Genomic DNA, 20,544 nt, shown 5'->3' on the forward strand with positions numbered 1-20,544 from the left:
CGCGGCTTTTGGCGGGCGGCGAAACCGTATAGCGTTCGATCTCTGAGGAAACGCCGCGAAGACGGCCATGAGGTCGCGCATGCTGGACCGGACGCAGGATATTTCCATCGCCGCACAGGCCTGGCTCGACGACTTCGAGCGCACCTTAAGCAGACCTGATCCCGCGACGCTGGGCCCGCTCTTCCTCGCCGACGGCTTCTGGCGCGACGTGCTGGCGCTGAGCTGGAACCTGCAGACCATCGCGGGCCGCGATGCGGTCGCGCAGGAGCTTGCGGCGCGCGCGCCCAAGGCGGCGCCCAGCAATTTCAAGATCGCGCCGAACCGGGCGCCGCCGCGCTGGGTGACGCGCGCCGGCACCAACAACATCGAAGCGATCTTCAATTTTGAGACCGCGCTCGGCCGCGGCAGCGGCATTGTCCGGCTCATTCCCGACGGCCCTGACGACAGCCTGAAAGCCTGGACGCTGCTCACCGCGCTCGACGAATTGAAAGGCTTCGAGGAACAGCTCGGCACCTCGCGGCCGCGGGGGCAGGCCTATTCTCGCGACTTCCGCGGGCCGAACTGGCTCGACCAGCGCAACGCTGCGCGCGCCTATGCCGACCACGATCCGGCCGTGCTGGTGGTCGGCGGTGGCCAGGCCGGGCTCGCGATTGCCGCGCGGCTGAAGCAGCTGAACGTCGACACCCTGATCGTCGATCGCGAGATGCGGATCGGCGACAATTGGCGCAAGCGCTATCACGCGCTGACCCTGCACAACCAGGTGCAGGTGAATCACCTGCCCTATATGCCGTTTCCGCCGAACTGGCCGGTCTATATCCCCAAGGACAAGCTCGCCAACTGGTTCGAGGCCTATGTCGATGCGATGGAGCTGAACTTCTGGACCGGCACCGAGTTCGAGGGCGGCGCCTATGACGAGGCCAAGGGCCACTGGACCGTCACGCTGCGGCGCGCCGACGGCAGCAAGCGCACCATGCATCCGCGCCATGTGATCATGGCGACCGGCGTCAGCGGCATCGCCAACATTCCCGACATTGCGACCCTCGACAATTTCAAGGGGACGCTGGTGCATTCCAGCGGCTACGAGGACGGCGAGAACTGGACCGGCAAGCGCGCCATCGTCCTCGGCACCGGCAACAGCGGTCACGACATCGCGCAGGATCTTCATTCCAGCGGCGCCGAGGTGACGCTGGTGCAGCGCTCGCCCACACTCGTGACCAATATCGAACCGTCGGCGCAGCTCGCTTATGCGACCTACAACGAGGGCACGCTCGAGGACAACGACCTGATTGCGGCCTCGATGCCGACGCCGCTCGCGAAGAAGACGCATGTGATGCTGACCGAGCAATCCAAGCAGCTCGACAAGGAGCTACTCGACGGCCTCGCGCGCGTCGGCTTCAAGCTCGATTTCGGCGAAGCCGGCACCGGCTGGCAGTTCAAATACCTCACCCGCGGCGGCGGCTATTACTTCAACGTCGGCTGCTCCAACCTGATCGTCGAGGGCAAGATCAGCCTCAGGCAGTTCTCCGACATCGAAAGCTTCAACGCTGAGGGCGCGCGGATGGAGGACGGCTCGATCATTACCGCCGACCTGGTCGTGCTCTCGACCGGCTACAAGCCGCAGGAATATCTGGTGCGCAAGCTGTTCGGCGACGGCATCGCCGACCGCGTCGGGCCGATCTGGGGTTTTGGCGACGGCTTCGAGCTGCGCAACATGTATGCGCGCACCAGGCAGCCCGGCCTCTGGTTCATCGCCGGGAGCCTGGCGCAATGCCGGATCAACTCGAAATATCTGGCGCTGCAGATCAAGGCGATCGAGGAAGGGATTTTGGCACGAATATAGCTACAGCCGTCATTCCGGGGCGCGCGAAGCGCGAACCCGGAATCCATCTAACCACAGAGTATGCTGCCCAATGGATTCTCAGATGCGCAATTGCGCATCATAGGTCACGCTTCGCGCGCCCCGGAATGACAAGAGGAGAGATCAATGCCAGCCGTTCTCGGCACCGGCGAGCACCGCTACCGCGTCGTCGACAACTTCGCGAAATTGCCGGACGGCTGGCAGCTCACCGACGTCGCCTCGGTGGCGGTCGACAGCAAGGACCGCGTCTACGTCTTCAACCGCGGCGCCCACCCGATGGTGGTGCTGGACCGCGACGGCAATTTCCTGCGCAGTTGGGGCGAAGGACTGTTTTCCCGCGCGCACGGCCTGCACATCGACGCCGACGACAATCTCTATTGCACCGACGACGGCGACCATACCGTGCGCAAATGCACCACTGACGGCAAGGTGCTGCTGACGATCGGCATTCCTGCAAAGCCGGCGCCGTTCATGAGCGGCGAGCCGTTCCACCGCTGCACCCACACCGCGCTGTCGCCGAAGGGCGAGATCTACGTCTCCGACGGCTATGGCAATGCGCGCGTGCACAAATTCACGCCCGACGGCAAGTTGATCAAGAGCTGGGGCGAGCCGGGCACCGATCCCGGCCAGTTCAACATCGTGCACAATATCGCCACCGATGCCGACGGCTGGGTCTATGTCGCCGATCGCGAGAACCACCGCGTCCAGGTGTTCGACGGCGAGGGCAAATACGAGACGCAGTGGAACAATCTGCACCGACCCTGCGCGCTGTGCTGTTGCGGCGGGGCCAAGAGCCCGACCTTCGTGATCGGCGAGCTCGGCCCCGGCCTCGCCATCAACCGCAATGTACCCAATCTCGGCCCGCGGCTGTCGATCGTGGACACCAAGGGAAATCGCATCGCGCGGCTCGGCGGCGAGGAGGGGCCGGGCGTCGCCAGCGGCAAATTCCTGGCGCCGCACGGCATCGCGCTGGACTCGAAGGGCGATATCTATGTCGGCGAGGTCGGCGTCACCAATTGGGAGACCAGCTTTCCGGACGAGGAGATGCCGGCCGCGGTGCGCGCGACGCGCTGCCTGCAGAAGCTGGAGCGGGTACGGGAGTAGCTGCCATGGCAACGGCAGCCCATGCTGGGGCGGTTCCGCGCGCCCCCTGGATCGCGGCTTTTTGAGCCCGTTTGCCACCCCGCCGCCGCATTGCTTGCGCTTGAATAAGTCGCTCAACGGGCTTCACAATCCCGTCACGCTGCATGTAGTATGTCACTACATGCTGCTTCGCAGCGTATATTGGAGGCCGGGAGCGTTACTTGAACGCACATGTCTCGCAAGGCAGTTGGCCGGTGTTGGTGCTGAATGCGGACTTCCGGCCGCTGAGTTACTACCCACTGTCGTTGTGGTCGTGGCAAGACGCGATCAAGGCGGTGTTCCTCGACCGCGTCAACATCGTCGCACATTACGATCAGGCGGTTCGAAGTCCCACGCTGGAAATGCAGCTGCCCAGCGTCGTCTCGCTCAAATCCTTCGTCAAGCCGACCACCCACCCCGCCTTCACCCGCTTCAACGTCTTCCTGCGCGATCGTTTCGCCTGCCAATATTGCGGCTCGCCCGAAGACCTCACCTTCGATCACATCATCCCGCGCAGCAAAGGCGGCCAGACCACCTGGGAGAACGTGGTCGCGGCGTGCTCGCCGTGTAATTTGCGCAAGGGCAATCTCACACCGGCGCAGTCCAAAATGTTTCCGCGCCAGACAGCGTTCGCGCCCACCGTGCACCAGCTCCACCGCAACGGCCGGCTGTTTCCGCCGAACTATCTGCACGACAGCTGGCTGGACTATCTGTACTGGGATACGGAGCTGGATCCGTAGGTGCGAGCCAGCGCGCTCTGCTACCCCCGCTGCAACGCCAGCGTCACGCCGCCGAGCGTGAGCGCCATCGCCGTCCATTCGCGATAGCCGAGCGGCTCGCCGAGAATGATCGCCGCTGAGACGACGCCGATCATGGGCACGATCAGCATGCCGGTCGAAGCCGTGGTTGGGGGCAGACGGCGCAGCGTCTCGAACCAGGTGACGTAGCAGAGGCCCATCGGCACCAGCGTCATGTAGACGAAGCAGCCGAGCCCCAGCGGAGTGATGGCGGTGACGTCAGGGCGCTCGAACAGCACGCCGAGGACCAGCATCGTGGCGCAGCCCAGCCCGACCTGCCAGGCGACGACGACCAGCGGCGGCATCGGCAGCGGCTTGCGGTTGAGCACATTGCCGAGCGCGAACAGGATGGCGCAGAGCAGTGCGAGCGCAATGCCGACCAGCTTGTCGGTGCTGAACGCAAGACCGTTGCCGCTCAGGAGCAGCGTGACGCCGGCAATGCCGAGGACAAGCCCGAAAACATCCCGTCGCGCCGGCCGCGTGTGCAACACCGGCCAGGCGAACAGCATCGCCCAGATCGGCATCGTATAGGCGAGCAGCGCGCCCTCGCTCACGCTTACATATTTCATCGCGACCGTGCCGAGACCCATCCAGGCCAAGACGTTGGTGAAGGTCGCAAACAAGAGGGGCGGCACCGCCTCGCGCGGGACGGCGAAGGATTCCTTCCGGATCAGCACCAGGGTGCCGAGAATGAGCGAGGCGCAAACACCCGCAAGGCCGCGCGCGAACAAAGGCGGCCATTGCTGCAGCAGCAGCTTCATCAGCGGCCAGTTCAACGCCCAGCCGAACGCCGTTACGCACAGGCAGAGAGAGCCGATCGTCCTGTCGCGTCGCGCCGTGTCCATACCCAGCGCTTAGCAGGCCAGCGCCGGCCGCTCCACCTCGCCTGGTGCATGCGGGCCATCGCGGAGCAAGGAACCCGAAGCTCCCACGACCGTTCAGACCGTGGGCCAGGCATGCTCGCCTGCGCACGTTCCGCCATACGCATGTTTCGGATGGCAATATACCAAATGAGGGAAGGCCATGCCCACAGCCGAGCACGATCACGTCTACAAGATCCTGGACCTCGTCGGATCATCCGAGACCTCGATCGAGGATGCGATCAAGAACGCCATCAGCCGCGCCTCCAAGACTGTTCGCGAAATAAGATGGTTTGAGGTCGTGCAAACGCGCGGCCACGTCGAGAACGGCGCCGTGCGTCATTTTCAGGTGACGCTGCGCGTCGGCTTCACGTTGGAAGGATGAGACGTCAGGCCGCCCATCGCGCGGCGACACCACCATGAAAGCGGGCCGACGAGAGTGGAACTCGATGTCGGCCATGTTCCCGGTCCCGTACGGACCCCGCACAATCATCGCGGATATTGCAACAGGCCGTTAAGGTGAAAGTGAGAGGTTTGCTCCGATTTGGAGCAAGCCTGATGGTCACAAGCCGCGAACTCGGCAAGACGCGCCTTCCGCTCTGGGCGGCCGGGTTCGTCGTGTTGACTTGCGTTGCCATCCTCGCCCTGAGCACCTGGCGCGAATGGGAGGCGCGCAACGCCGATCTGAGGAACGCCGAGATCGACGTCGCCAACGTAGCTCATTCGCTGATTCAGCATGCCGACGACACGTTCGAGCTTGCCGATACGATTCTCGTCGGACTGGTCCACCGGCTCGAAATCGACGGGACGGGTGCGGACACGATTACGAAACTGCAGGCCTATCTGCCGACCCGCAAATCATCGGACCGCATCCGCGGCATTTTCATCTATGATGCGACCGGCCGCTGGCTCGCCACGACGGAGCGGCTCGACTTCTCCAAGCTCAACAACAGCGACCGGGAATATTTCCAGCGCCATCGCGATTCTGCGGAGAGGGGCACGCTGATCGGGCGGCCCGTCAAGAGCCGCTCCGGCGGCCAGTGGATCGTCACCGCATCCCGCCGGATCAACGATTCCGACGGCGGCTTTGCCGGCGTTGCCCTGCTCACGATCGACGTCAACTATTTCGTCAAGTTCTACGAGCGGTTCGATATCGGACCGAACGGCTCGGCATCTCTGCTCAACGGCAGCGGCATCATGCTGGCGCGCAGCGGCGACGAGAGCGGCGCCTTCGTCGGACGCGACCTGTCCGATGCGCCCTTGTTCAGGAGCTGGAAAAGCCGCCCCGCCGCGGCGGTCTATTACTTCAAATCGCCGCTCGATGGCGTGGAGCGGCTGAGCTATTACCAGCGCAGCAGCCGCTATCCGCTGATGGTGCTGGCGAGCAAGTCGCAGGACGACGTGCTTGCCCCCTGGCGGCGCGCGGCAGCAGCACGCATGAGCTTCGTCCTAGGGCTCGTCCTCTTGATCGCGGTGATCGGCTACTATCTCGTCCGTCAGCTGCTGCAGCGACAGCGCACGGCGCAGGCCCTGGTGGCCAAGGAAGCCAATTTCCGCCTGCTGGCCGAGCAATCCAGCGACATGGTGACCCGCATCGGGCTGGATAACCGGTTGCTCTACGTCTCTCCCTCCTGCGCGCGCATCACCGGCTGGTCGGCCGAAGAACTGATGGGCACCTCGGCCCTGGCCGGCATTCACGCCGACGACATGGAACGAGTTGAGCAGGCCATCGCCGCGCTGAAGAATGGCGAGGCGGAGGAAGCGCGGTTCGTCTATCGGCAGCGTCATCGCGACAAAGGCGAGATCTGGGCCGAGGCGGCGCTACACGTCACCGTGGCGTCCGACAGCGGCGTGATCGACGGCGTCGTCGCGGTCGTGCGCGACATGACCGAGCAGAAGGATCTTCAGGACAGGCTCGCCTCGCTGGCAACCACTGACGGTCTCACCGGCCTCGCCAACCGTCGCGCCTTTGACGATCACCTTGCCGACGAATGGGCGCGGGCTCGGCGCGACGGAACCCAGCTCTCGCTGCTACTGATCGATGTCGATCATTTCAAGAAATTCAACGATCTCTATGGGCATCTGGCGGGCGACGCCTGCCTGCGCGCGCTGGCCCGGATTTTATCCGCCCAGGCCAGGCGTCCGGCCGACCTCGCGGCGCGCTATGGCGGCGAGGAATTCGCCGTGCTGCTGCCGAACACCGGTCCTGAAGGCTGCGCCGAGGTCGGCGAAGCGATTCGCCAGGCGCTGCTCGATCTCGCCATGCTGCACGCGCAAAATCCGCCTTCGCGGCTGGTGACTGCGAGCATCGGCGGCGCCGCGGCTCTTCCGTCCCAGACCGCGATGGACTCTAGTACGCTGGTCGCCGCCGCCGACCGTGCGCTCTACGTCGCCAAGGAGAGCGGCCGAGACCGGCTGGTGATGTCGGGCCAGGTGATAGCATGGCCCGCGAAAAGCGCGTGAGCTGATCGGCCGTCTACGGATTCATAGCACTACGCCAGATGGCACGCCACGAAATGGCCGCCCGCGCCCTCCTTCAGCGGCGGCGCGCTTTCCGCGCAGCGTGGCTGGGCGATCGGGCAGCGGGTGTGGAAGTGACACCCGGAGGGCGGCTTCATCGGGCTCGGCACGTCGCCCTTGAGGCGGATGCGCTCGCGCTTGAGTTTTGGATCTGGCACCGGCACCGCCGACAGTAGCGCCCTGGTGTAGGGATGCTGCGGGTTGCGGTAGAGGTCGCTGGCTTTCGCGAGCTCGACGATGCGGCCGAGATACATCACCGCGACGCGGTCGGAGATGTGCTCGACCACCGAGAGATCGTGCGCGACGAACAGATAGGTCAGGTTCAGCTCGGCCTGAAGGTCCTCCAGCAGGTTGATGACCTGGGCCTGGATCGAAACGTCGAGCGCGGAGACCGGCTCGTCGCAGACGATCAGCTTCGGCTCGACCGCGAGCGCGCGCGCGATCACGATGCGCTGGCGCTGGCCGCCGGAGAATTCATGCGGATAGCGCCGCATGTGCTCGGCCTTGAGCCCGACCTTGACCAGAAGCCCCGCAACGCGCTCCTCGCGCTCTTTCGAGGAGGAGGCGAGATTGTGGATGGTAAAGGCCTCGCCGAGAATGGCCCCGACCGTCATGCGCGGATTGAGCGAGGCGAACGGATCCTGGAACACCAGCTGCATGTTCCGCCGCATCGCGCGCAGATCGTTGCCGCCGAGCTTGCGTACGTCCTGGCCGTCGAAGGTGACCTCGCCGTCGGTCGGCTCGATGAGGCGCAGCACGCAGCGCCCGGTCGTCGACTTGCCGCAACCGGATTCGCCGACGAGGCCGAGCGTCTCGCCGCGGTTGACCGAGAACGACACGCCGTCGACCGCATAGACGGTGCCGACCTGGCGCGACAAGAGGCCGCCGAGCACCGGGAAATGTTTCTTCAGGCCGCTAACGCGGAGCAAGGGCTCGCTCACGACGCGGCTCCCACGCTGGTATCTCCGAGATGACAGGCCATGCGGTGACCGGGCGCGATCTCGCGCAGCAGCGGCTCCTTCTCGGTGCAGACATTCATGGCGAACTTGCAGCGCGGCGCGAAGCGGCAGCCGGCCGGCGGGTTGATCAGGATCGGCACAGAGCCGCCGATCGCCTCGAGCCGCGTCTTGTGCTCGCTGTCGAGATCGATGCGCGGGATCGAGCGGATCAGGCCTTGCGTATAGGGGTGACGGGGATCGCCGAAGAGATCGTCGACGGGCGCCTCCTCCACCACCTTGCCGGCATACATCACGACGACGCGCTGCGCGGTCTCGGCGACGACGCCCATGGCATGGGTGATCAGCATCACCGCCATGCCGAAGCGGTCCTTCATGTCCTGCAACAGGTCGAGGATCTGCGCCTGGATGGTGACGTCGAGCGCGGTGGTGGGCTCGTCGGCGATGATCAGCTTCGGCTTGCAGGCGAGAGCCATCGCGATCATCACGCGCTGGCGCATGCCGCCGGAAAACTGATGCGGATAATTGTGCACGCGGCCTTCGGCGTTCGGGATCTGCACCAGTTTCAGCATCTCGATGGTGCGCTCGAGCGCCTGCTTCCTGGTCACCGCTTCGTGCCGTCGCAGGCTCTCGGCGATCTGCTCGCCGATGGTGAGCACCGGATTGAGCGAGGTCATCGGCTCCTGGAAGATGAAGCCGATCTCCTTCGCCCTGATCTCGTCGAGCTGGTTGCTGGTCAGCGGCACCAGATCGCGCCCCTCGAAGATGATCTGGCCCGCCGCGATCCGGCCCGGCGGCATTGCGATCAGCTTCAGGATCGACATCGCGGTCACGGTCTTGCCGCAGCCGGATTCGCCGACGACGCAGAGCGTCTCGCCCTTGTTGATGGAGATGTCGACACCGTCGACGGCCTGGAGGATGCCGTCGTCCGTGGAGAAGTGGGTTTTCAGGCCCTTGATCTCGAGCAGCGGCGCCATCAGATCACCCGTCGCGCATCGAGCGCGTCGCGCAGACCGTCGCCGATGAAGTTGATGGCCACCACCGCGACGAAGATCGCGCCGCCCGGAAACAGCGCCCAGTGCGGACCGATGTCGAGAAAATCCTTGGCGTCAAACAGCAGCCGGCCCCAGGTCGGGGTATCCGGCGGGAAGCCGAGGCCGAGGAAGGACAGCGTCGATTCCGCGATGATCGCGGCGGCGACGTCGATGGTGCCGGCGATGATCACCGGGCCGACCGCATTGGGCAGGATGTGCCGTACCACCTGCCGCACCGGACTGGCACCGAGCGCACGGGCGGCTTCGACGAACTCCTTTTCGCGGAGCGACAAGAACTGGGCACGCACCAGCCGGGCCACCGGCATCCAGCGCAGACCTCCGATCACGAGCACGATCAAGATGAAGATGCCGCCTTCGGGCCCGAACACCTGCTTCAGCCCGTCGCGGAACAGATAGATCAGCAGCAGCAGCAGCGGCAGCTGCGGCAGCGACAGAAACAGGTCGGTGAGCCACATCAATCCGTGTCCGAGCGCGCCGCGCGACATACCGGCGAGCGCGCCGATCACTGTGCCGATGATGACAGCGACCAGCATCGCGGCGAGCCCGACCGCGAGCGAGATGCGGCCGCCATAGATCATGCGCGCCAGAATGTCCTGGCCGAGATCGTCGGTGCCGAAGGGATGGGCGAGCGACGGACCCTGCAGGCCCGCGACGATGTCGATCTCGTTGATCTTCACACGCCACACGAACGGCCCAAGCACGACGGCGAGCACCAGGATGAGGAGCAGGACAGCGCTGACCACCGCGAGCCGGTGGCGGCTGTAACGCCGCCATGCTTCGCGCCAGGGCGAATAGGCGCGCCGCTCAGCGGAGGGAGATGCGAGGGTCAAGCCAGCCATAAAGCACGTCCGCGATGAGATTGAACAGCACCACGAGGCACGCGAAGACGAAGGTGACGGCCATCACCACCGGCGTGTCGTTGGAAAGGATGGAGGAGATCAGCAGCGAGCCGATGCCGGGAATGCGGAAGATCTGCTCGGTGACGATGGCGCCGCCGAACACCGCGGGCATCTGCAACGCGATCAGCGTGACCACGGGAATCATGGCGTTGCGCATCACGTGCTTGATGATCACCGTGGTCTGGCCGAGGCCCTTGGCCCGCGCCGTGGTGACGTAGTCGAGCCGGATGACGTCGAGCATCGCCGAGCGCACGAAGCGCGTCATCGACGCCGCTTGGAACAGGCCGAGCACCGCCACCGGCATGATCGCCTGACGGATCATCTCCAGCACCCAGCGGATGCCGGTGGCCTTGATGTCGGTGGTGTAGACGAAAGGCAGCCAGTCCAGCGTGACCGAGAAGATCAGGATGAACAGGATGCCGGTGAAGAAGGTCGGCAGCGAGAAGCCGACGAAGGCGAGCGTATTCGCGATCTGGTCGAACAGCGAATACGGCCTGGTCGCGGCATAGACGCCGACCGGAATCGCGATCAGCAGCGCCAGGATCTGCGCCGAGCCGATCACGTAGAGCGTGGCGGGCAGGCGCTGGAGGATCAGCGTGTCGACGTTCATCCGGCTGACGAAGGAGAAGCCCCAGTCGCCGTGCAGCATGGCGTTGAGCCAGTGCAGGTAGCGGAGGTAGATCGGGTCGTCGAGACCGAACTTGGCCCGGAGTGCCGCCTGCACTTCGGGCGGCACGTTCGGATTGGTGGCCAGTTCGGAGAACGGATCGCCGGGCGCGAGCGCAAGCACGACGAACAGCACCAGCGAAATCGCCAGCAGGCTCGGAACGGCGATCAGGAGGCGACGCAGGACATACTGACTCATAGGGAAGAATCCCGTCTAGCCTGCGCTCATGCCTCCCGGTACCAGTCCTGAAGGTTATCGGTCCGATTGGCCCAGCCCGAGAGCGCCGGCCGCAACGTGTTGGAGCAGGCATCCACCAGCAGGCGATGCATCACCGGAATGAACACGGTGTCCTGCCACAACAGGTCGTTGCACTTGATGTAGAGCGCGGCGCGCTTGACTGGATCGGTCTCGGTCTCAGCCGCAGCAATGGCGTCATCATACTCCTTGTTGACGTAGCGCGGGAAGTTCTGCCCCTGCCATTTGTTCTCCTTGGTGGCCACATTGGCGGAGATGTAGCGCCGCATGTGCAGGGCCGGATCGGGCTGCGTCATCGGGATCTGGAACTCCTCGATGTCGGCATAGAACTTCGGATAGGTGTCCGGGTTGGCGACGTCAGACGAGAAGAAGACCGAGGCGACGACCGATTTCAGCTCCACGTCGATGCCGGCCTTCTGACAGGCCTGCTTGACGATGGCCTGGGTCTTCTGGCGCGGACCGTTGGTCGAGGTCTGGTACAGAAGCTTGAATTTCTTGCCGTCCTTCTCGCGGATGCCGTCGGCGCCGACCTTCCAGCCGGCGTCATCGAGCATCTTCGACGCCTTCTCGATGTTGAACTCCCACGAGGTGTTCTTGGAGACGAACTTCTCGGGGCCGTTGAGGTAGTTGGCCGTGGTGCGGCCGGCCCGACCATAGATCGCCTTCTTGACGGAGTCGCGGTCGACGAGCAGGGCGAGCGCCTTGCGCACGTTCGGATCGGAGAAGATCGGGTGCTTGGTCTTCATCGAGGACCGTTCGCCGTCGATCTCAGTGTTCGGATCGGTGAAGTTGATCGCGATGAACTCGATGTCGCCGCCGGTGGCATAGACGGTCTTGCCCTTGCCGCCCTTCTCCAGACGCAGCAGCACGTCGTCTTCGACCTGCATGTTCCAGGCGAAATCGAATTCGCCGGTCTGGATCACCGCGCGCGCCGCCGAGACGGCATCGCCGCCGCCCTTCATCTCGATCGTGTCGAAATGCGGACGGTTGGGCATGTGATAGTCGGGATTGAGCTCGCCGCGGACCACATCGCCCGGCTTGAACTCGACGAACTTGTAGGGACCGGTGCCCACCGGGGCCAGATTGTTCGGCGCCTCGCGGGACTTCGAGCCTTTGTAGTCGGCAAACAGATGCTTGGGGAGAACGCATCCATAAGCGCCGACGAACGCGTTGGCCCAGAACGGCGTCGGGGTCTTGAACAGGATGCGAATTGAAAGATCGCTGACCTTCTCGACCGTGATGTCACCATAGGTGCTGATGCTGACGGCAGCCGTGGCGGGATCGCTGGCGTATTGCCAGGTGAACACGAAGTCGTCGGCAGTCAGCGGCTTGCCATCGTGCCATTTGACTCCCGGCTTGATTTTCCAGACCACCGATTTGGCATCGGCGGCGAGACCGCCGTTTGCAAGCGAGGGAATCTCTGCCGCGAGGATCGGGTTGAGATTGCCGTCGGCGTCCCAGCTGGCGAGCGGTTCGTAGAAAAGCCGCGATCCGTCCTGGTCCTTGGTGCCGGTGGCGAAATGAGGATTGAGCAGCGTCGGCCCCTGCCACCACAGCACCTTGAGAGGACCGCCACCCCCGCGCTTGGTCGGCTTGTAGACCGCGGGGCTCTGCGCCATGGCAACGCCGCCGAGCGCGAGGAGCTGGTTGGCGAGGGGAGCGGTGAGACCGACCGCGGCGAGGCGCTTGACGAAGGCGCGGCGGTCCATCCGCCCGTCCTTCACCTGACCGATCATCGAACGCAGCTCTTTGTCCAGCATGGTTGTCCCCCGTCTGGTTCCGACATGGATGCAGGCGGTCGCTCGCGACCGCCGGGTTTGGCTGGCGGTAGATGGCACACCGAATGGCGTGCACGTCAACTGGGACCGTGTGTATGCAAACGGTCTATTGGCTGTCCGTTGGGCAAAATTGCGCTCCGCAGCCCATCCGTTCGGCAATCCAGCATCAAAATCTGCTGGATTGCGCGCTGCACTGCGGAAAATTTGTTCGCTGGATCAGACGAAGTATCGAGGCGAATTCCTACGCCACGGACATGTCGAGCGGCGGCGCGACGTGATCCGGCAACGGACAGACGTAAGGAGTGCGGGCCGTCCGCGTCTGGAGATCCGCCTTAGCAACCTTGATCAGCTCCGGTTCCGTCAACGCCTTGATGCCGAGGCCTGCCATCGCCTTGGCGGCCTGCACCATGGCCTTGTGCGCGTGCGGGCTCTTGCCCTGCGCCACCACCTGCCAGGTGTGGAAGGGCGTGCCGATTGCAACCGTCGGTGCGTGCACCTGCACGGTCGGCACCACCCAGCTCACGTCGCCGACATCGGTGGAGCCGACCAGCGGATTGCGCTTGGCATCGAGCGGCACCAGGAAGTCGGCCAGCGGCCGATCGGTCGGCTCCATGCCGATCGCGTAATAGACCGAGGCGATATCCTTGTCGCTCAAGGTCGCACGGATCTGGCCGGCAAAGCTCTTGTCCGCATCGTCGAAATGCGGCGGTCCGAGCTCTTCCATGACCTGATGCAGCGCCTGCTCCAGCGGCGTGTTCGGCAGGATGTTGGAGACCGCGGAGATGATCTTCATCTCGACCTTGGTCTCGGTCATCAACGCCGCGCCTTGCGCGATCTTGGACACACGCTCGACCAACTCGTTCATGCCGGGAAGATCGCGCGCGCGGATCGAATAGCGCACGCGGGCATGGGCCTGCACCACGTTCGGCGCGATGCCGCCGGTGTCGAGCAGGGCATAGTGCACGCGCGCGTCGCTCGGCATGTGCTCGCGCATGTAGTTCACGCCGACATTCATCAATTCCACCGCATCGAGCGCCGAACGGCCGAGATGCGGCGAGGCCGCCGCATGCGAAGTGCGGCCGGTGAAGATGAAATCCGCGCGCGTATTCGCAAGCGAGGGCGTTACCGCCACCTCCCAGAAGCTGTGCGGGTGCCAGGTGATGGCGATGTCGGCGTCCTCGAACGCGCCGGAGCGCACCATGAAGGCCTTGGCCGCGCCGCCTTCCTCCGCCGGACAGCCGTAATAGCGCACGCGGCCGGGCACCTTGTTCTCGGCCAGCCAGTCCTTCACCGCGGTCGCGGCGAGCAGCGCTGCGGAACCGAGCAGGTTGTGACCGCAGCCATGGCCATGGCCGCCGGTCTCGATCGGGCGATGCTCGGCGACACCCGCCTCCTGGCTGAGGCCCGGCAGCGCATCGTACTCGCCCATGAAGGCAATGACCGGACCGCCCTCGCCCCACTCGCCGATCAGCGCAGTCGGGATGCCGGCGACGTTCTCAGTAATGCGGAAGCCCTGATGACGCAGCTCGGCGAGATGCTCGGCGGCGGACCGCGCCTCGGTGTAGCAGACCTCAGGCATGCCCCAGACCCTGTCGCTGAGGTCGATGAAGCGTGCCTTGATCGTGTCGATGCCACGCCAGATGTCGCTGCGGTTGTCCATGCTTGTCGTCCGTGATCCCTTGGTCAAACGAGGCTGCAATGGTTAGCAGCTTCACTGCACGGCGCCTAGCACTGCGCCGGACAGCAGCCATGCGCCGGATCAGATGACGATGTGTTTCCGGGCCTTTCCAAGATTTCACGCGGCGTTCTCCCGAATAGTTGGGAACGAGGCTTTCAAGACGGCCTGCTCCGGCCTAAATTAGGCGTGCTTCGCGCGTCGCTCCGCCAGCCTTGCCGGAGCGATGCTCTCAGCCAGGAGAACTCCATGAGCGCTCTGACCGAATGGAGAGTGCCGCCGGCGAACCAGCCGCGGGCGAGCGACTATGGTTTCGATCTCGACCGCGCGCTCGGCTCCGTCGTCGGCCTGCACGCCATCATCCCTCCGGACGCCTTCAGTGCCGAGACGCTGGGCACCGAACGCGCCGGCAACGGCGTCGTGATCGATGACGGCCTGGTGCTCACGATAGGCTATCTCATCACCGAGGCAGAGTCGGTCTGGCTGCACCGCGCCGACGGACGCGTGGTGGAGGGCCATGCGCTCGGCTTCGATTCCGAGACCGGGTTCGGGCTGGTGCAGGCGCTCGGCCAGCTCGACATTGCGCCGCTGCCGCTCGGTTCGTCGGCGGCGACACGAATCGGCGACCGCGTCGTGGTCGGCGGCGCCGGCGGACGCACGCGTTCGGTCGCGAGCCAGATCGTGGCCAAGCAGGAATTCGCCGGTTACTGGGAATATCTGCTGGACGAGGCCATCTTCACCGCTCCCGCGCATCCGAACTGGGGCGGCACGGCATTGCTCAACGAACGCGGCGAGCTGATCGGCATCGGCTCGCTCCAGCTCGATCGCGAACGTGACGGCGAGGCCGAGCACGTCAACATGATCGTGCCGATCGACCTCCTGAAGCCGGTCCTGGAGGACTTGCGCAAGTTCGGCCGTGTCAACAAGCCGGCACGACCCTGGCTCGGACTCTATTCGACCGAGATCGACAACCGCGTGGTGGTGATCGGGATCTCCGCCAATGGCCCGGCCGCCCGCGCCGAGCTCAAGACCGGCGACGTCATTCTCGCCGTGAACGGTGACAGGGTGACGAGCCAGACTGCCTTCTACAAGAAAATGTGGGCGCTCGGCGCCGCCGGCGTCGACGTGCCGCTCACCGTTCATCATGAAGGCGTCACCTTCGACGTCACCGTGACGTCGACCGATCGCTTCAAGCTCCTGAAGGCGCCGAAGCTGCACTGATCCAAAAAGGCTTTGAGGAAAGCAGGCGATGACCGAGGCCGTGGTGGACGACATCGTGGCCGTGCTGCCGCCGCTGCTCAATGCGCTGGAAGCGCTCGGCTTCTTCCAGCGGCATCTGCATCCACCGGCCTTCGCCTCGGTGATGGATGCGATCGGCACGCCGGACGAGGCGCTGCAGACGGCGCACGGCGCAATCGGGGAATGGCCGGAGCAGTTCGGAGGCTTGCGCGACCGGCTCGATCGCGCCTGCGGCGAGACGCTCGCTGCCTTTGCCGGCATTCGTGAGGTCGAGCGTGGCCATGGCGATCTCGTCGCGGTGTTCCGCGCGCTGCGCCATGTCCCGCGCGCGCAGGAGGCGCTCTATCCGCTGGCAGCGCAATTTCCGCCGGTGAGCGGCTTCTTCCTCAACGCCGCCAATCGCGACAATGCGGATTTGTTGTCGCGGCTCCAAGCCAGCGCGGGCGAAGATACCGGCATCTTCCACGACCACAACGAGCCTGGCAGCCGCGGCGGCTTCTCGGTCTATGTCCCCGAATATTATGCGCCCGAGCGTGCCATGCCGCTGGTGATGGCGCTGCATGGCGGCAGCGGCAACGGACGCGGCTTTCTGTGGAGCTGGCTCCGCGACGCCCGCACTCTCGGGTCGATCCTGGTGGCGCCGACCGCGACCGGCCCGACTTGGGCGCTGATGGGCGAGGACACCGACACGCCGAACCTCATGCGCATTCTCGAGGAGGTGCGCGGCCGCTGGCGCATCGACCCCTCGCACATGCTGCTGACCGGCATGAGCGACGGCGGCACCTTCTGCTACGTCACCGGCCTCGACGGCGCCTCGCCCTTCACGCATCTCGCCCCGGTTGCGGCGACCTTCCATCCGCTGATGGCGGAGATGGCCGACGCAACGCGCCTGCAAGGCTTGCCGGTCTTCATCACTCACGGCAAGCTCGACTGGATGTTTCCGGTGCAGACCGCACGGCAGACGCAGGCGGCGCTGTCCGCCGCCGGTGCCCAAGTTACCTATCGCGAGATCGACGACCTCAGCCACACCTATCCGCGCGAGATCAATTCGGAGCTGATGGAGTGGCTGAATGGAAAATGAACAACCTCTCCTTGGATGCGCCGCATAGTCGCGGAACCATCACTCCGGGCCGACGTTATCGCCCGTCACCGGAGGTTCGCCATGCAGACTTTTTTCGGAATGATTCTGGGCGCGTTGCTGCTTGCGGGCGGCGTCTACGTCTATGATTCCATGCAGACGTCGTCAGTCGCCAAAGGCGACATCGCGACCACCAACCGAACGATCGTGAACTGGGACGTCGCCAAGGCCGATTGGGATGCGCTGCGCGATCGCGCGCACAAGGACTGGGTCCGGATCTCGTCGAAGTAATTTCGTCCGATCGACATGAACGAGGCGCCGTCGCAGACCCGCGACGGCGCCTTTGTATTGCGTCCTGAAATATCGCCGGCTCAGTTCATCTTGGCCTTGCGGGCGTCGGCGATGACCTGCTCGAACTCGGTCATGCTGAGCGCGCCGGGCACGCGATACTTGCCGACGATGAAGGACGGGGTGCCCTGGAAGCCGAAAGCTTCAGCCTGCTCGTTGTTGCGCTTGAGGATGGCGTCGATGTCCTTGGCGTGGCCGGTGAGATCGCGCTTCAAGCGGTCCATGTCGACCCCGGCAGCCGCGAGCAGCTCGTTGATGCGCGGCTCGGTCAGGCGCGAGCTGACGCCGATCAGGGCGTCATGGGCCTGGTGATACTTGCCCTGGAACTTGGCCGCCAGCGCGCTCCGCGCCGCGGTGACCGAAACCGGCCCGAGGATCGGCCAGTCCTTCATGACCAGCCGCACCTTGCCGTCGTCCTGGACCACCTGGCGCAGCTCGGGCTCGAGCTTGCGGCAATAGGGACAATTGTAGTCGGACCATTCGACGATGGTGATGTTGCCGTCGGGATTGCCTGCGACCGGCGTGTCGGGATCGCGCAGCACCTTGGCTTCGGTCAGCACCTCGTCATCGCCGGTGGCGGCGCGCGCCGAAACGATCCCACCCACGGCGAGAGCGCCCGCTCCGATCAGCGTCAAGGCTGCGCGCCGGCTCGGCCCAAGGCCATTATTCCCAAATCCTGTCATATCGTCCCGTTCCGGTCCCGTCTTGCGGATATACGCCCGCGCACCGGTCATTGTTACGGGTCATATAGAATGCCGCGGGCGCGATTGCCACGCGAATCGCGTCCGGCTCGACTAAGCCGCCGGCAGCATCGCCATCAAGGTCCCGCTCATCATGGCGATCAGCGTGGTCTTGCCGTCATGCTCGGCGTAGGCCTTTGCCTCGCAGAAGGTCAGCGTGCGGCCGGGCTTGACCACTTCGGCCTTAAAGACGAAACGCTCGCCGCGGGCGGGCGCGAGCAGCGTGGTCTTGAATTCGACCGTGAGGATACCGGCCTCCGCTGGCATCAAGCTGAAGGCCGCAACGCCGCAGGCGTTGTCGAGCCCGGCCGTGATGATGCCGGCATGGATGAAACCGTTCTGCTGCGTGAGGGCCGGCGCATGCAGCATCGCCAGCTCGACCTCGCCCGGCGCGAGCCGGACGATCACGATACCGAGCGTGCGCATGGCCGGTTGGGCATCGAACATCGCGATGGCCGCCGCGCGATAGCCCGGGTTTTTCGGCTCGAAGGCAGTCATGGCTCACACCTCGGCTGGTTCGGCAAGATGCTTCAAGGCAGCTTCGCGAATGCAATCGGCGAACGGGGCGGACTTGCGGAGCTGACGGTCCATGTGCACGCCGGTGATCTCGCACGTCGCCGCGAGCTCGCCGGTCTCCGCATTCGTCATGTCGTGCCGGAAGCGGATCGACTTGTCCCTGATCTCGAGCAGATGGCTGCGGATCTCGACGATGTCGCCGGCGAGCAGCTCGCGCTTGTAGGCGATGTTCTGCTGTACCGCGGCCATGCCGCGGCCGGAGATGCGCAAATAGCTCGGCGTCAGGCCGAGACGAGCGAACAGATTCCAATTGGCCTCGTCGAACTTGCCGACATACCACATGATGTTCATGTGCCCGACATGGTCGCATTGCCACGGATAGACCGTGCCGCGATAGGTCGCCTCCTGCTCCATCGCATTTCCTCCCGCAATTTCGTCCTTGCTCGTTGATACGGTAGCGTATCAAACCCGTGTCACGTTAGCAATACGGCACCGTATCAAGACCGGGTGAGGCTTTCTTCATGAGCGACGGCAAGGGCGACGTCTGGGTCGAGGCTGGGTTTGCCGAGCTCGCCCGCGCGGGGGTGGAGGGCGTGCGGGTCGAGGTGCTCGCCAAGAATCTCGGCGTCACCAAGGGCGGCTTCTACCGGCGCTTCGCCGACCGCGCCGCACTGCTCGAGGCCATGCTCGAAGCCTGGCGCAAGGGCCGCATCGCCGCGATCGCGCAGCAGACGAGCCTCGACGGACAAGCGCCCCGCGAGCGACTGAAGGCGGTGATCCAGCTTTATTCCGAGCGGCTCAATCCAGAAGGGATGGCGATCGAGCTCGCGATCCGGCAATGGGCCCGATCGGAGGACAACGCCGCGGCGGCGGTGGCGAGCGTCGACGCGGCGCGGCTCAGGCACGTCGGCGACCTCTATCGCGCAACCGGCCTTGCGGCCGAGGAGGCCGACGCGCAGGCCTTTCTGTTCTACTGCTTCATCTTCGGCCAGAGCCTGTTGTTCGTCGAGAGCGGTCCGCGCAAGCGGTCGCAGCTCGTGGCGAAATCTGCCGAGAAGCTGCTCGACTGAGCATGATCCGGACCCCAAGGGCCGGGTGAGCGCAGGTGTTCTGACAAGATCATGCGCGACACTTCAGGCGAATCGGCCGGAGCGTCGCTCCGGCCTTCGCAGCAATGCGAAGCTCAGGCGGCGCCCTTCAGCTTCTTGGTGCATTCGCTGTAATAGCCGCCGCCTTTCTGAATCCATTTCAAGCCGCCGTTGCCGTTGGTGGACTTGTTGGCATTGTACTGGTCGACGCAGGTGTGCAGGCGCGCCTTGCCGGGCGTCTCCTTGGCATATTTCGGATCGACCGCGTTTGGGTAGACCGCAGGACCGGCCGGCAGGGCCGGCGCGGCGGCGGGTGCCTCTTCCTTCTTGGCCTGCTTCGGCTCCGCGGGAGCTGTGGGCGCAGCCGCTGTCGGCGCAGCGGCGGGCGTCGCATCGGCACCGCATTGGGCCTTGCGGAAGTCATTCCACTTCATGGTGCCGAGCGAGCCGTCCTTCTTGGCGGCCTGGTACTTCGCGCTGCACTCCTGCGCTGTCAGTGCCTGTGCCGGCGCGCTCGTCAGCAATGCCGCGACACCGGACGCTGCGATCGCATACAACAATTTCGTCTGAATGGTCATCCCTGGGTCTCCTGCTTGATCTTCCCCGACGGAAGTGAATTGAGGATTGCTATCCTAGCGTGCCGGCCGCTTGCGACAAGGATGCGATGGGTTGCGCCGGCAAAATATAGTGATCCTGCCGCTCGACTTCATTCATGTCGCGTTCAGCAACGCGAGCCAACGTTCCAGCCCTTCGCAATTCTCGCAAGCAGAGTGCACCACATGACCTTCACGTCCCGCCTCGCCGCCGTTGCTCTCGCCTCCCTGCTCGTCACCGGCACCGCTTTCGCGCAGACCGCCGCGCCGGCCGCCAAGACCGACACTGCCGCCACTGTTGACGACAAGAGGGCAACGAAGGAGCGATCGGCGGAATCGCTGGAATGCTCCAGGCAGGCAGACGCCAAGGGATTGAAGGGGAAGGAGCGCAAGAAATTCCGTCGCGAATGCAAAAAGGAGGCGAAGGCCGGCAGCGCAGCCGCCGCTCCCGCAGCCGACAAGAAATAACCCCGTCACGATTCCTTCCGAGCCTCCGCGGA

At 64.7% G+C, this 20,544-nt stretch carries 21 protein-coding genes; 10 read left to right on the forward strand and 11 right to left on the reverse strand.

Going from position 1 to position 20,544, the window contains the following annotated elements:
• The first annotated feature begins 79 nt into the window (after positions 1-79).
• The 3 genes from I6F36_RS17680 to I6F36_RS17690 all read left to right on the forward strand — a co-directional run bounded on the left by I6F36_RS17680 (position 80) and on the right by I6F36_RS17690 (position 3,720).
• Positions 80-1,840, forward strand: a complete 1,761-nt coding sequence (locus I6F36_RS17680; protein WP_225171870.1) for an NAD(P)/FAD-dependent oxidoreductase — start codon at positions 80-82, stop codon at positions 1,838-1,840.
• 144 nt (positions 1,841-1,984) lie between these two features.
• A complete protein-coding gene (locus I6F36_RS17685) occupies positions 1,985-2,962 on the forward strand; it encodes a peptidyl-alpha-hydroxyglycine alpha-amidating lyase family protein (RefSeq protein ID WP_225171871.1) in 978 nt (325 codons plus the stop codon).
• A gap of 200 nt (positions 2,963-3,162) precedes the next feature.
• Positions 3,163-3,720 carry an HNH endonuclease gene (locus tag I6F36_RS17690; protein WP_057028390.1) on the forward strand — a complete coding sequence of 186 codons (558 nt, stop codon included), beginning with the start codon at positions 3,163-3,165 and terminating at the stop codon, positions 3,718-3,720.
• A gap of 20 nt (positions 3,721-3,740) precedes the next feature.
• Here I6F36_RS17690 and I6F36_RS17695 read toward each other — a convergent pair whose 3' ends face one another.
• Positions 3,741-4,622: a DMT family transporter gene (locus I6F36_RS17695; protein WP_225171872.1), complete on the reverse strand. Its 882-nt coding sequence runs from the start codon at positions 4,620-4,622 to the stop codon at positions 3,741-3,743.
• Positions 4,623-4,800: 178 nt separating this feature from the next.
• Here I6F36_RS17695 and I6F36_RS17700 point away from each other — a divergent pair, with 178 nt between their 5' ends.
• Positions 4,801-5,022, forward strand: coding sequence for a dodecin (locus I6F36_RS17700; RefSeq protein WP_036020706.1), 222 nt, complete (start codon positions 4,801-4,803; stop codon positions 5,020-5,022).
• A 173-nt stretch (positions 5,023-5,195) separates the two neighbouring features.
• The gene (locus tag I6F36_RS17705; RefSeq protein ID WP_225171873.1) at positions 5,196-7,100 is read left to right on the forward strand and encodes a diguanylate cyclase; all 1,905 of its coding nucleotides are present in this window, start codon (positions 5,196-5,198) and stop codon (positions 7,098-7,100) included.
• A gap of 29 nt (positions 7,101-7,129) precedes the next feature.
• On the opposite strand, the gene I6F36_RS17710 is transcribed toward I6F36_RS17705, so the two are convergent.
• The 6 genes from I6F36_RS17710 to I6F36_RS17735 form a co-directional block, all read right to left on the reverse strand.
• On the reverse strand, positions 7,130-8,098 hold the full coding sequence (locus I6F36_RS17710; RefSeq protein ID WP_035996776.1) for an ABC transporter ATP-binding protein: 969 nt from the start codon (positions 8,096-8,098) through the stop codon (positions 7,130-7,132).
• Complete coding sequence (locus I6F36_RS17715) at positions 8,095-9,090, reverse strand: ABC transporter ATP-binding protein (protein WP_035996773.1); 996 nt, start codon at positions 9,088-9,090, stop codon at positions 8,095-8,097. The genes I6F36_RS17710 and I6F36_RS17715 overlap by 4 nt, the downstream gene beginning before the upstream one ends.
• Entirely contained in the window at positions 9,090-10,007 is a 918-nt protein-coding gene (locus tag I6F36_RS17720) for an ABC transporter permease (RefSeq protein ID WP_035996800.1), read from the reverse strand. Before I6F36_RS17720 ends, I6F36_RS17715 begins: the two co-directional genes overlap by 1 nt.
• Entirely contained in the window at positions 9,973-10,932 is a 960-nt protein-coding gene (locus I6F36_RS17725) for an ABC transporter permease (protein WP_025033623.1), read from the reverse strand. The genes I6F36_RS17720 and I6F36_RS17725 overlap by 35 nt, the downstream gene beginning before the upstream one ends.
• A 26-nt stretch (positions 10,933-10,958) precedes the next feature.
• On the reverse strand, positions 10,959-12,749 hold the full coding sequence (locus I6F36_RS17730) for a peptide ABC transporter substrate-binding protein (RefSeq protein WP_035996767.1): 1,791 nt from the start codon (positions 12,747-12,749) through the stop codon (positions 10,959-10,961).
• Positions 12,750-13,008: 259 nt separating this feature from the next.
• Positions 13,009-14,427 carry a M20 family metallopeptidase gene (locus I6F36_RS17735; RefSeq protein ID WP_109142236.1) on the reverse strand — a complete coding sequence of 473 codons (1,419 nt, stop codon included), beginning with the start codon at positions 14,425-14,427 and terminating at the stop codon, positions 13,009-13,011.
• Between the two features lie 264 nt (positions 14,428-14,691).
• Between I6F36_RS17735 and I6F36_RS17740 the strand changes: the two genes are divergently transcribed.
• The 3 genes from I6F36_RS17740 to I6F36_RS17750 all read left to right on the forward strand — a co-directional run bounded on the left by I6F36_RS17740 (position 14,692) and on the right by I6F36_RS17750 (position 17,050).
• Positions 14,692-15,663, forward strand: a complete 972-nt coding sequence (locus tag I6F36_RS17740) for a S1C family serine protease (RefSeq protein WP_036040309.1) — start codon at positions 14,692-14,694, stop codon at positions 15,661-15,663.
• A gap of 28 nt (positions 15,664-15,691) precedes the next feature.
• Positions 15,692-16,762 (forward strand): phospholipase, encoded by a 1,071-nt coding sequence (locus tag I6F36_RS17745; RefSeq protein ID WP_225171874.1) that lies wholly within the window; start codon positions 15,692-15,694, stop codon positions 16,760-16,762.
• Positions 16,763-16,843: 81 nt separating this feature from the next.
• Positions 16,844-17,050 (forward strand): hypothetical protein, encoded by a 207-nt coding sequence (locus I6F36_RS17750; protein ID WP_035996755.1) that lies wholly within the window; start codon positions 16,844-16,846, stop codon positions 17,048-17,050.
• An 80-nt stretch (positions 17,051-17,130) separates the two neighbouring features.
• On the opposite strand, the gene I6F36_RS17755 is transcribed toward I6F36_RS17750, so the two are convergent.
• From I6F36_RS17755 to I6F36_RS17765, 3 genes are all read right to left on the reverse strand, one after another.
• Positions 17,131-17,790: a DsbA family protein gene (locus tag I6F36_RS17755; protein ID WP_225142871.1), complete on the reverse strand. Its 660-nt coding sequence runs from the start codon at positions 17,788-17,790 to the stop codon at positions 17,131-17,133.
• A 111-nt stretch (positions 17,791-17,901) separates the two neighbouring features.
• Positions 17,902-18,345 carry a PaaI family thioesterase gene (locus I6F36_RS17760; protein WP_036020678.1) on the reverse strand — a complete coding sequence of 148 codons (444 nt, stop codon included), beginning with the start codon at positions 18,343-18,345 and terminating at the stop codon, positions 17,902-17,904.
• Positions 18,346-18,348: 3 nt separating this feature from the next.
• Positions 18,349-18,777, reverse strand: coding sequence for a thioesterase family protein (locus I6F36_RS17765; protein ID WP_035996751.1), 429 nt, complete (start codon positions 18,775-18,777; stop codon positions 18,349-18,351).
• A 107-nt stretch (positions 18,778-18,884) separates the two neighbouring features.
• Here I6F36_RS17765 and I6F36_RS17770 point away from each other — a divergent pair, with 107 nt between their 5' ends.
• The gene (locus I6F36_RS17770) at positions 18,885-19,433 is read left to right on the forward strand and encodes a TetR/AcrR family transcriptional regulator (protein WP_035996748.1); all 549 of its coding nucleotides are present in this window, start codon (positions 18,885-18,887) and stop codon (positions 19,431-19,433) included.
• A 113-nt stretch (positions 19,434-19,546) separates the two neighbouring features.
• Here the strand turns inward: I6F36_RS17770 and I6F36_RS17775 are convergent, their stop codons facing one another.
• Positions 19,547-20,029 (reverse strand): hypothetical protein, encoded by a 483-nt coding sequence (locus tag I6F36_RS17775; RefSeq protein ID WP_035996745.1) that lies wholly within the window; start codon positions 20,027-20,029, stop codon positions 19,547-19,549.
• A gap of 201 nt (positions 20,030-20,230) precedes the next feature.
• On the opposite strand from I6F36_RS17775, the gene I6F36_RS17780 reads away from it, so the two are divergent.
• Positions 20,231-20,512: a PsiF family protein gene (locus I6F36_RS17780; protein WP_035996742.1), complete on the forward strand. Its 282-nt coding sequence runs from the start codon at positions 20,231-20,233 to the stop codon at positions 20,510-20,512.
• Positions 20,513-20,544: the final 32 nt, after the last annotated feature.

Source organism: Bradyrhizobium sp. BRP19 (genome assembly GCF_020194195.1).
In the GTDB taxonomy this organism is placed as follows: domain Bacteria; phylum Pseudomonadota; class Alphaproteobacteria; order Rhizobiales; family Xanthobacteraceae; genus Bradyrhizobium; species Bradyrhizobium yuanmingense.

Coding starts and splice junctions, on each gene's coding strand:
- I6F36_RS17680 (WP_225171870.1), top strand. CDS start 80: ATGCTGGACCGGACGCAGGATATTTCCATCGCCGCACAGGCCTGGCTC.
- I6F36_RS17730 (WP_035996767.1), bottom strand. CDS start 12,749: ATGCTGGACAAAGAGCTGCGTTCGATGATCGGTCAGGTGAAGGACGGG.
- I6F36_RS17765 (WP_035996751.1), bottom strand. CDS start 18,777: ATGGAGCAGGAGGCGACCTATCGCGGCACGGTCTATCCGTGGCAATGC.
- I6F36_RS17755 (WP_225142871.1), bottom strand. CDS start 17,790: ATGACAGGATTTGGGAATAATGGCCTTGGGCCGAGCCGGCGCGCAGCC.
- I6F36_RS17715 (WP_035996773.1), bottom strand. CDS start 9,090: ATGGCGCCGCTGCTCGAGATCAAGGGCCTGAAAACCCACTTCTCCACG.
- I6F36_RS17735 (WP_109142236.1), bottom strand. CDS start 14,427: ATGGACAACCGCAGCGACATCTGGCGTGGCATCGACACGATCAAGGCA.
- I6F36_RS17720 (WP_035996800.1), bottom strand. CDS start 10,007: ATGGCTGGCTTGACCCTCGCATCTCCCTCCGCTGAGCGGCGCGCCTAT.
- I6F36_RS17740 (WP_036040309.1), top strand. CDS start 14,692: ATGAGCGCTCTGACCGAATGGAGAGTGCCGCCGGCGAACCAGCCGCGG.
- I6F36_RS17750 (WP_035996755.1), top strand. CDS start 16,844: ATGCAGACTTTTTTCGGAATGATTCTGGGCGCGTTGCTGCTTGCGGGC.
- I6F36_RS17775 (WP_035996745.1), bottom strand. CDS start 20,029: ATGACCATTCAGACGAAATTGTTGTATGCGATCGCAGCGTCCGGTGTC.
- I6F36_RS17695 (WP_225171872.1), bottom strand. CDS start 4,622: ATGGACACGGCGCGACGCGACAGGACGATCGGCTCTCTCTGCCTGTGC.
- I6F36_RS17705 (WP_225171873.1), top strand. CDS start 5,196: ATGGTCACAAGCCGCGAACTCGGCAAGACGCGCCTTCCGCTCTGGGCG.
- I6F36_RS17745 (WP_225171874.1), top strand. CDS start 15,692: ATGACCGAGGCCGTGGTGGACGACATCGTGGCCGTGCTGCCGCCGCTG.
- I6F36_RS17760 (WP_036020678.1), bottom strand. CDS start 18,345: ATGACTGCCTTCGAGCCGAAAAACCCGGGCTATCGCGCGGCGGCCATC.
- I6F36_RS17725 (WP_025033623.1), bottom strand. CDS start 10,932: ATGAGTCAGTATGTCCTGCGTCGCCTCCTGATCGCCGTTCCGAGCCTG.
- I6F36_RS17770 (WP_035996748.1), top strand. CDS start 18,885: ATGAGCGACGGCAAGGGCGACGTCTGGGTCGAGGCTGGGTTTGCCGAG.
- I6F36_RS17685 (WP_225171871.1), top strand. CDS start 1,985: ATGCCAGCCGTTCTCGGCACCGGCGAGCACCGCTACCGCGTCGTCGAC.
- I6F36_RS17700 (WP_036020706.1), top strand. CDS start 4,801: ATGCCCACAGCCGAGCACGATCACGTCTACAAGATCCTGGACCTCGTC.
- I6F36_RS17780 (WP_035996742.1), top strand. CDS start 20,231: ATGACCTTCACGTCCCGCCTCGCCGCCGTTGCTCTCGCCTCCCTGCTC.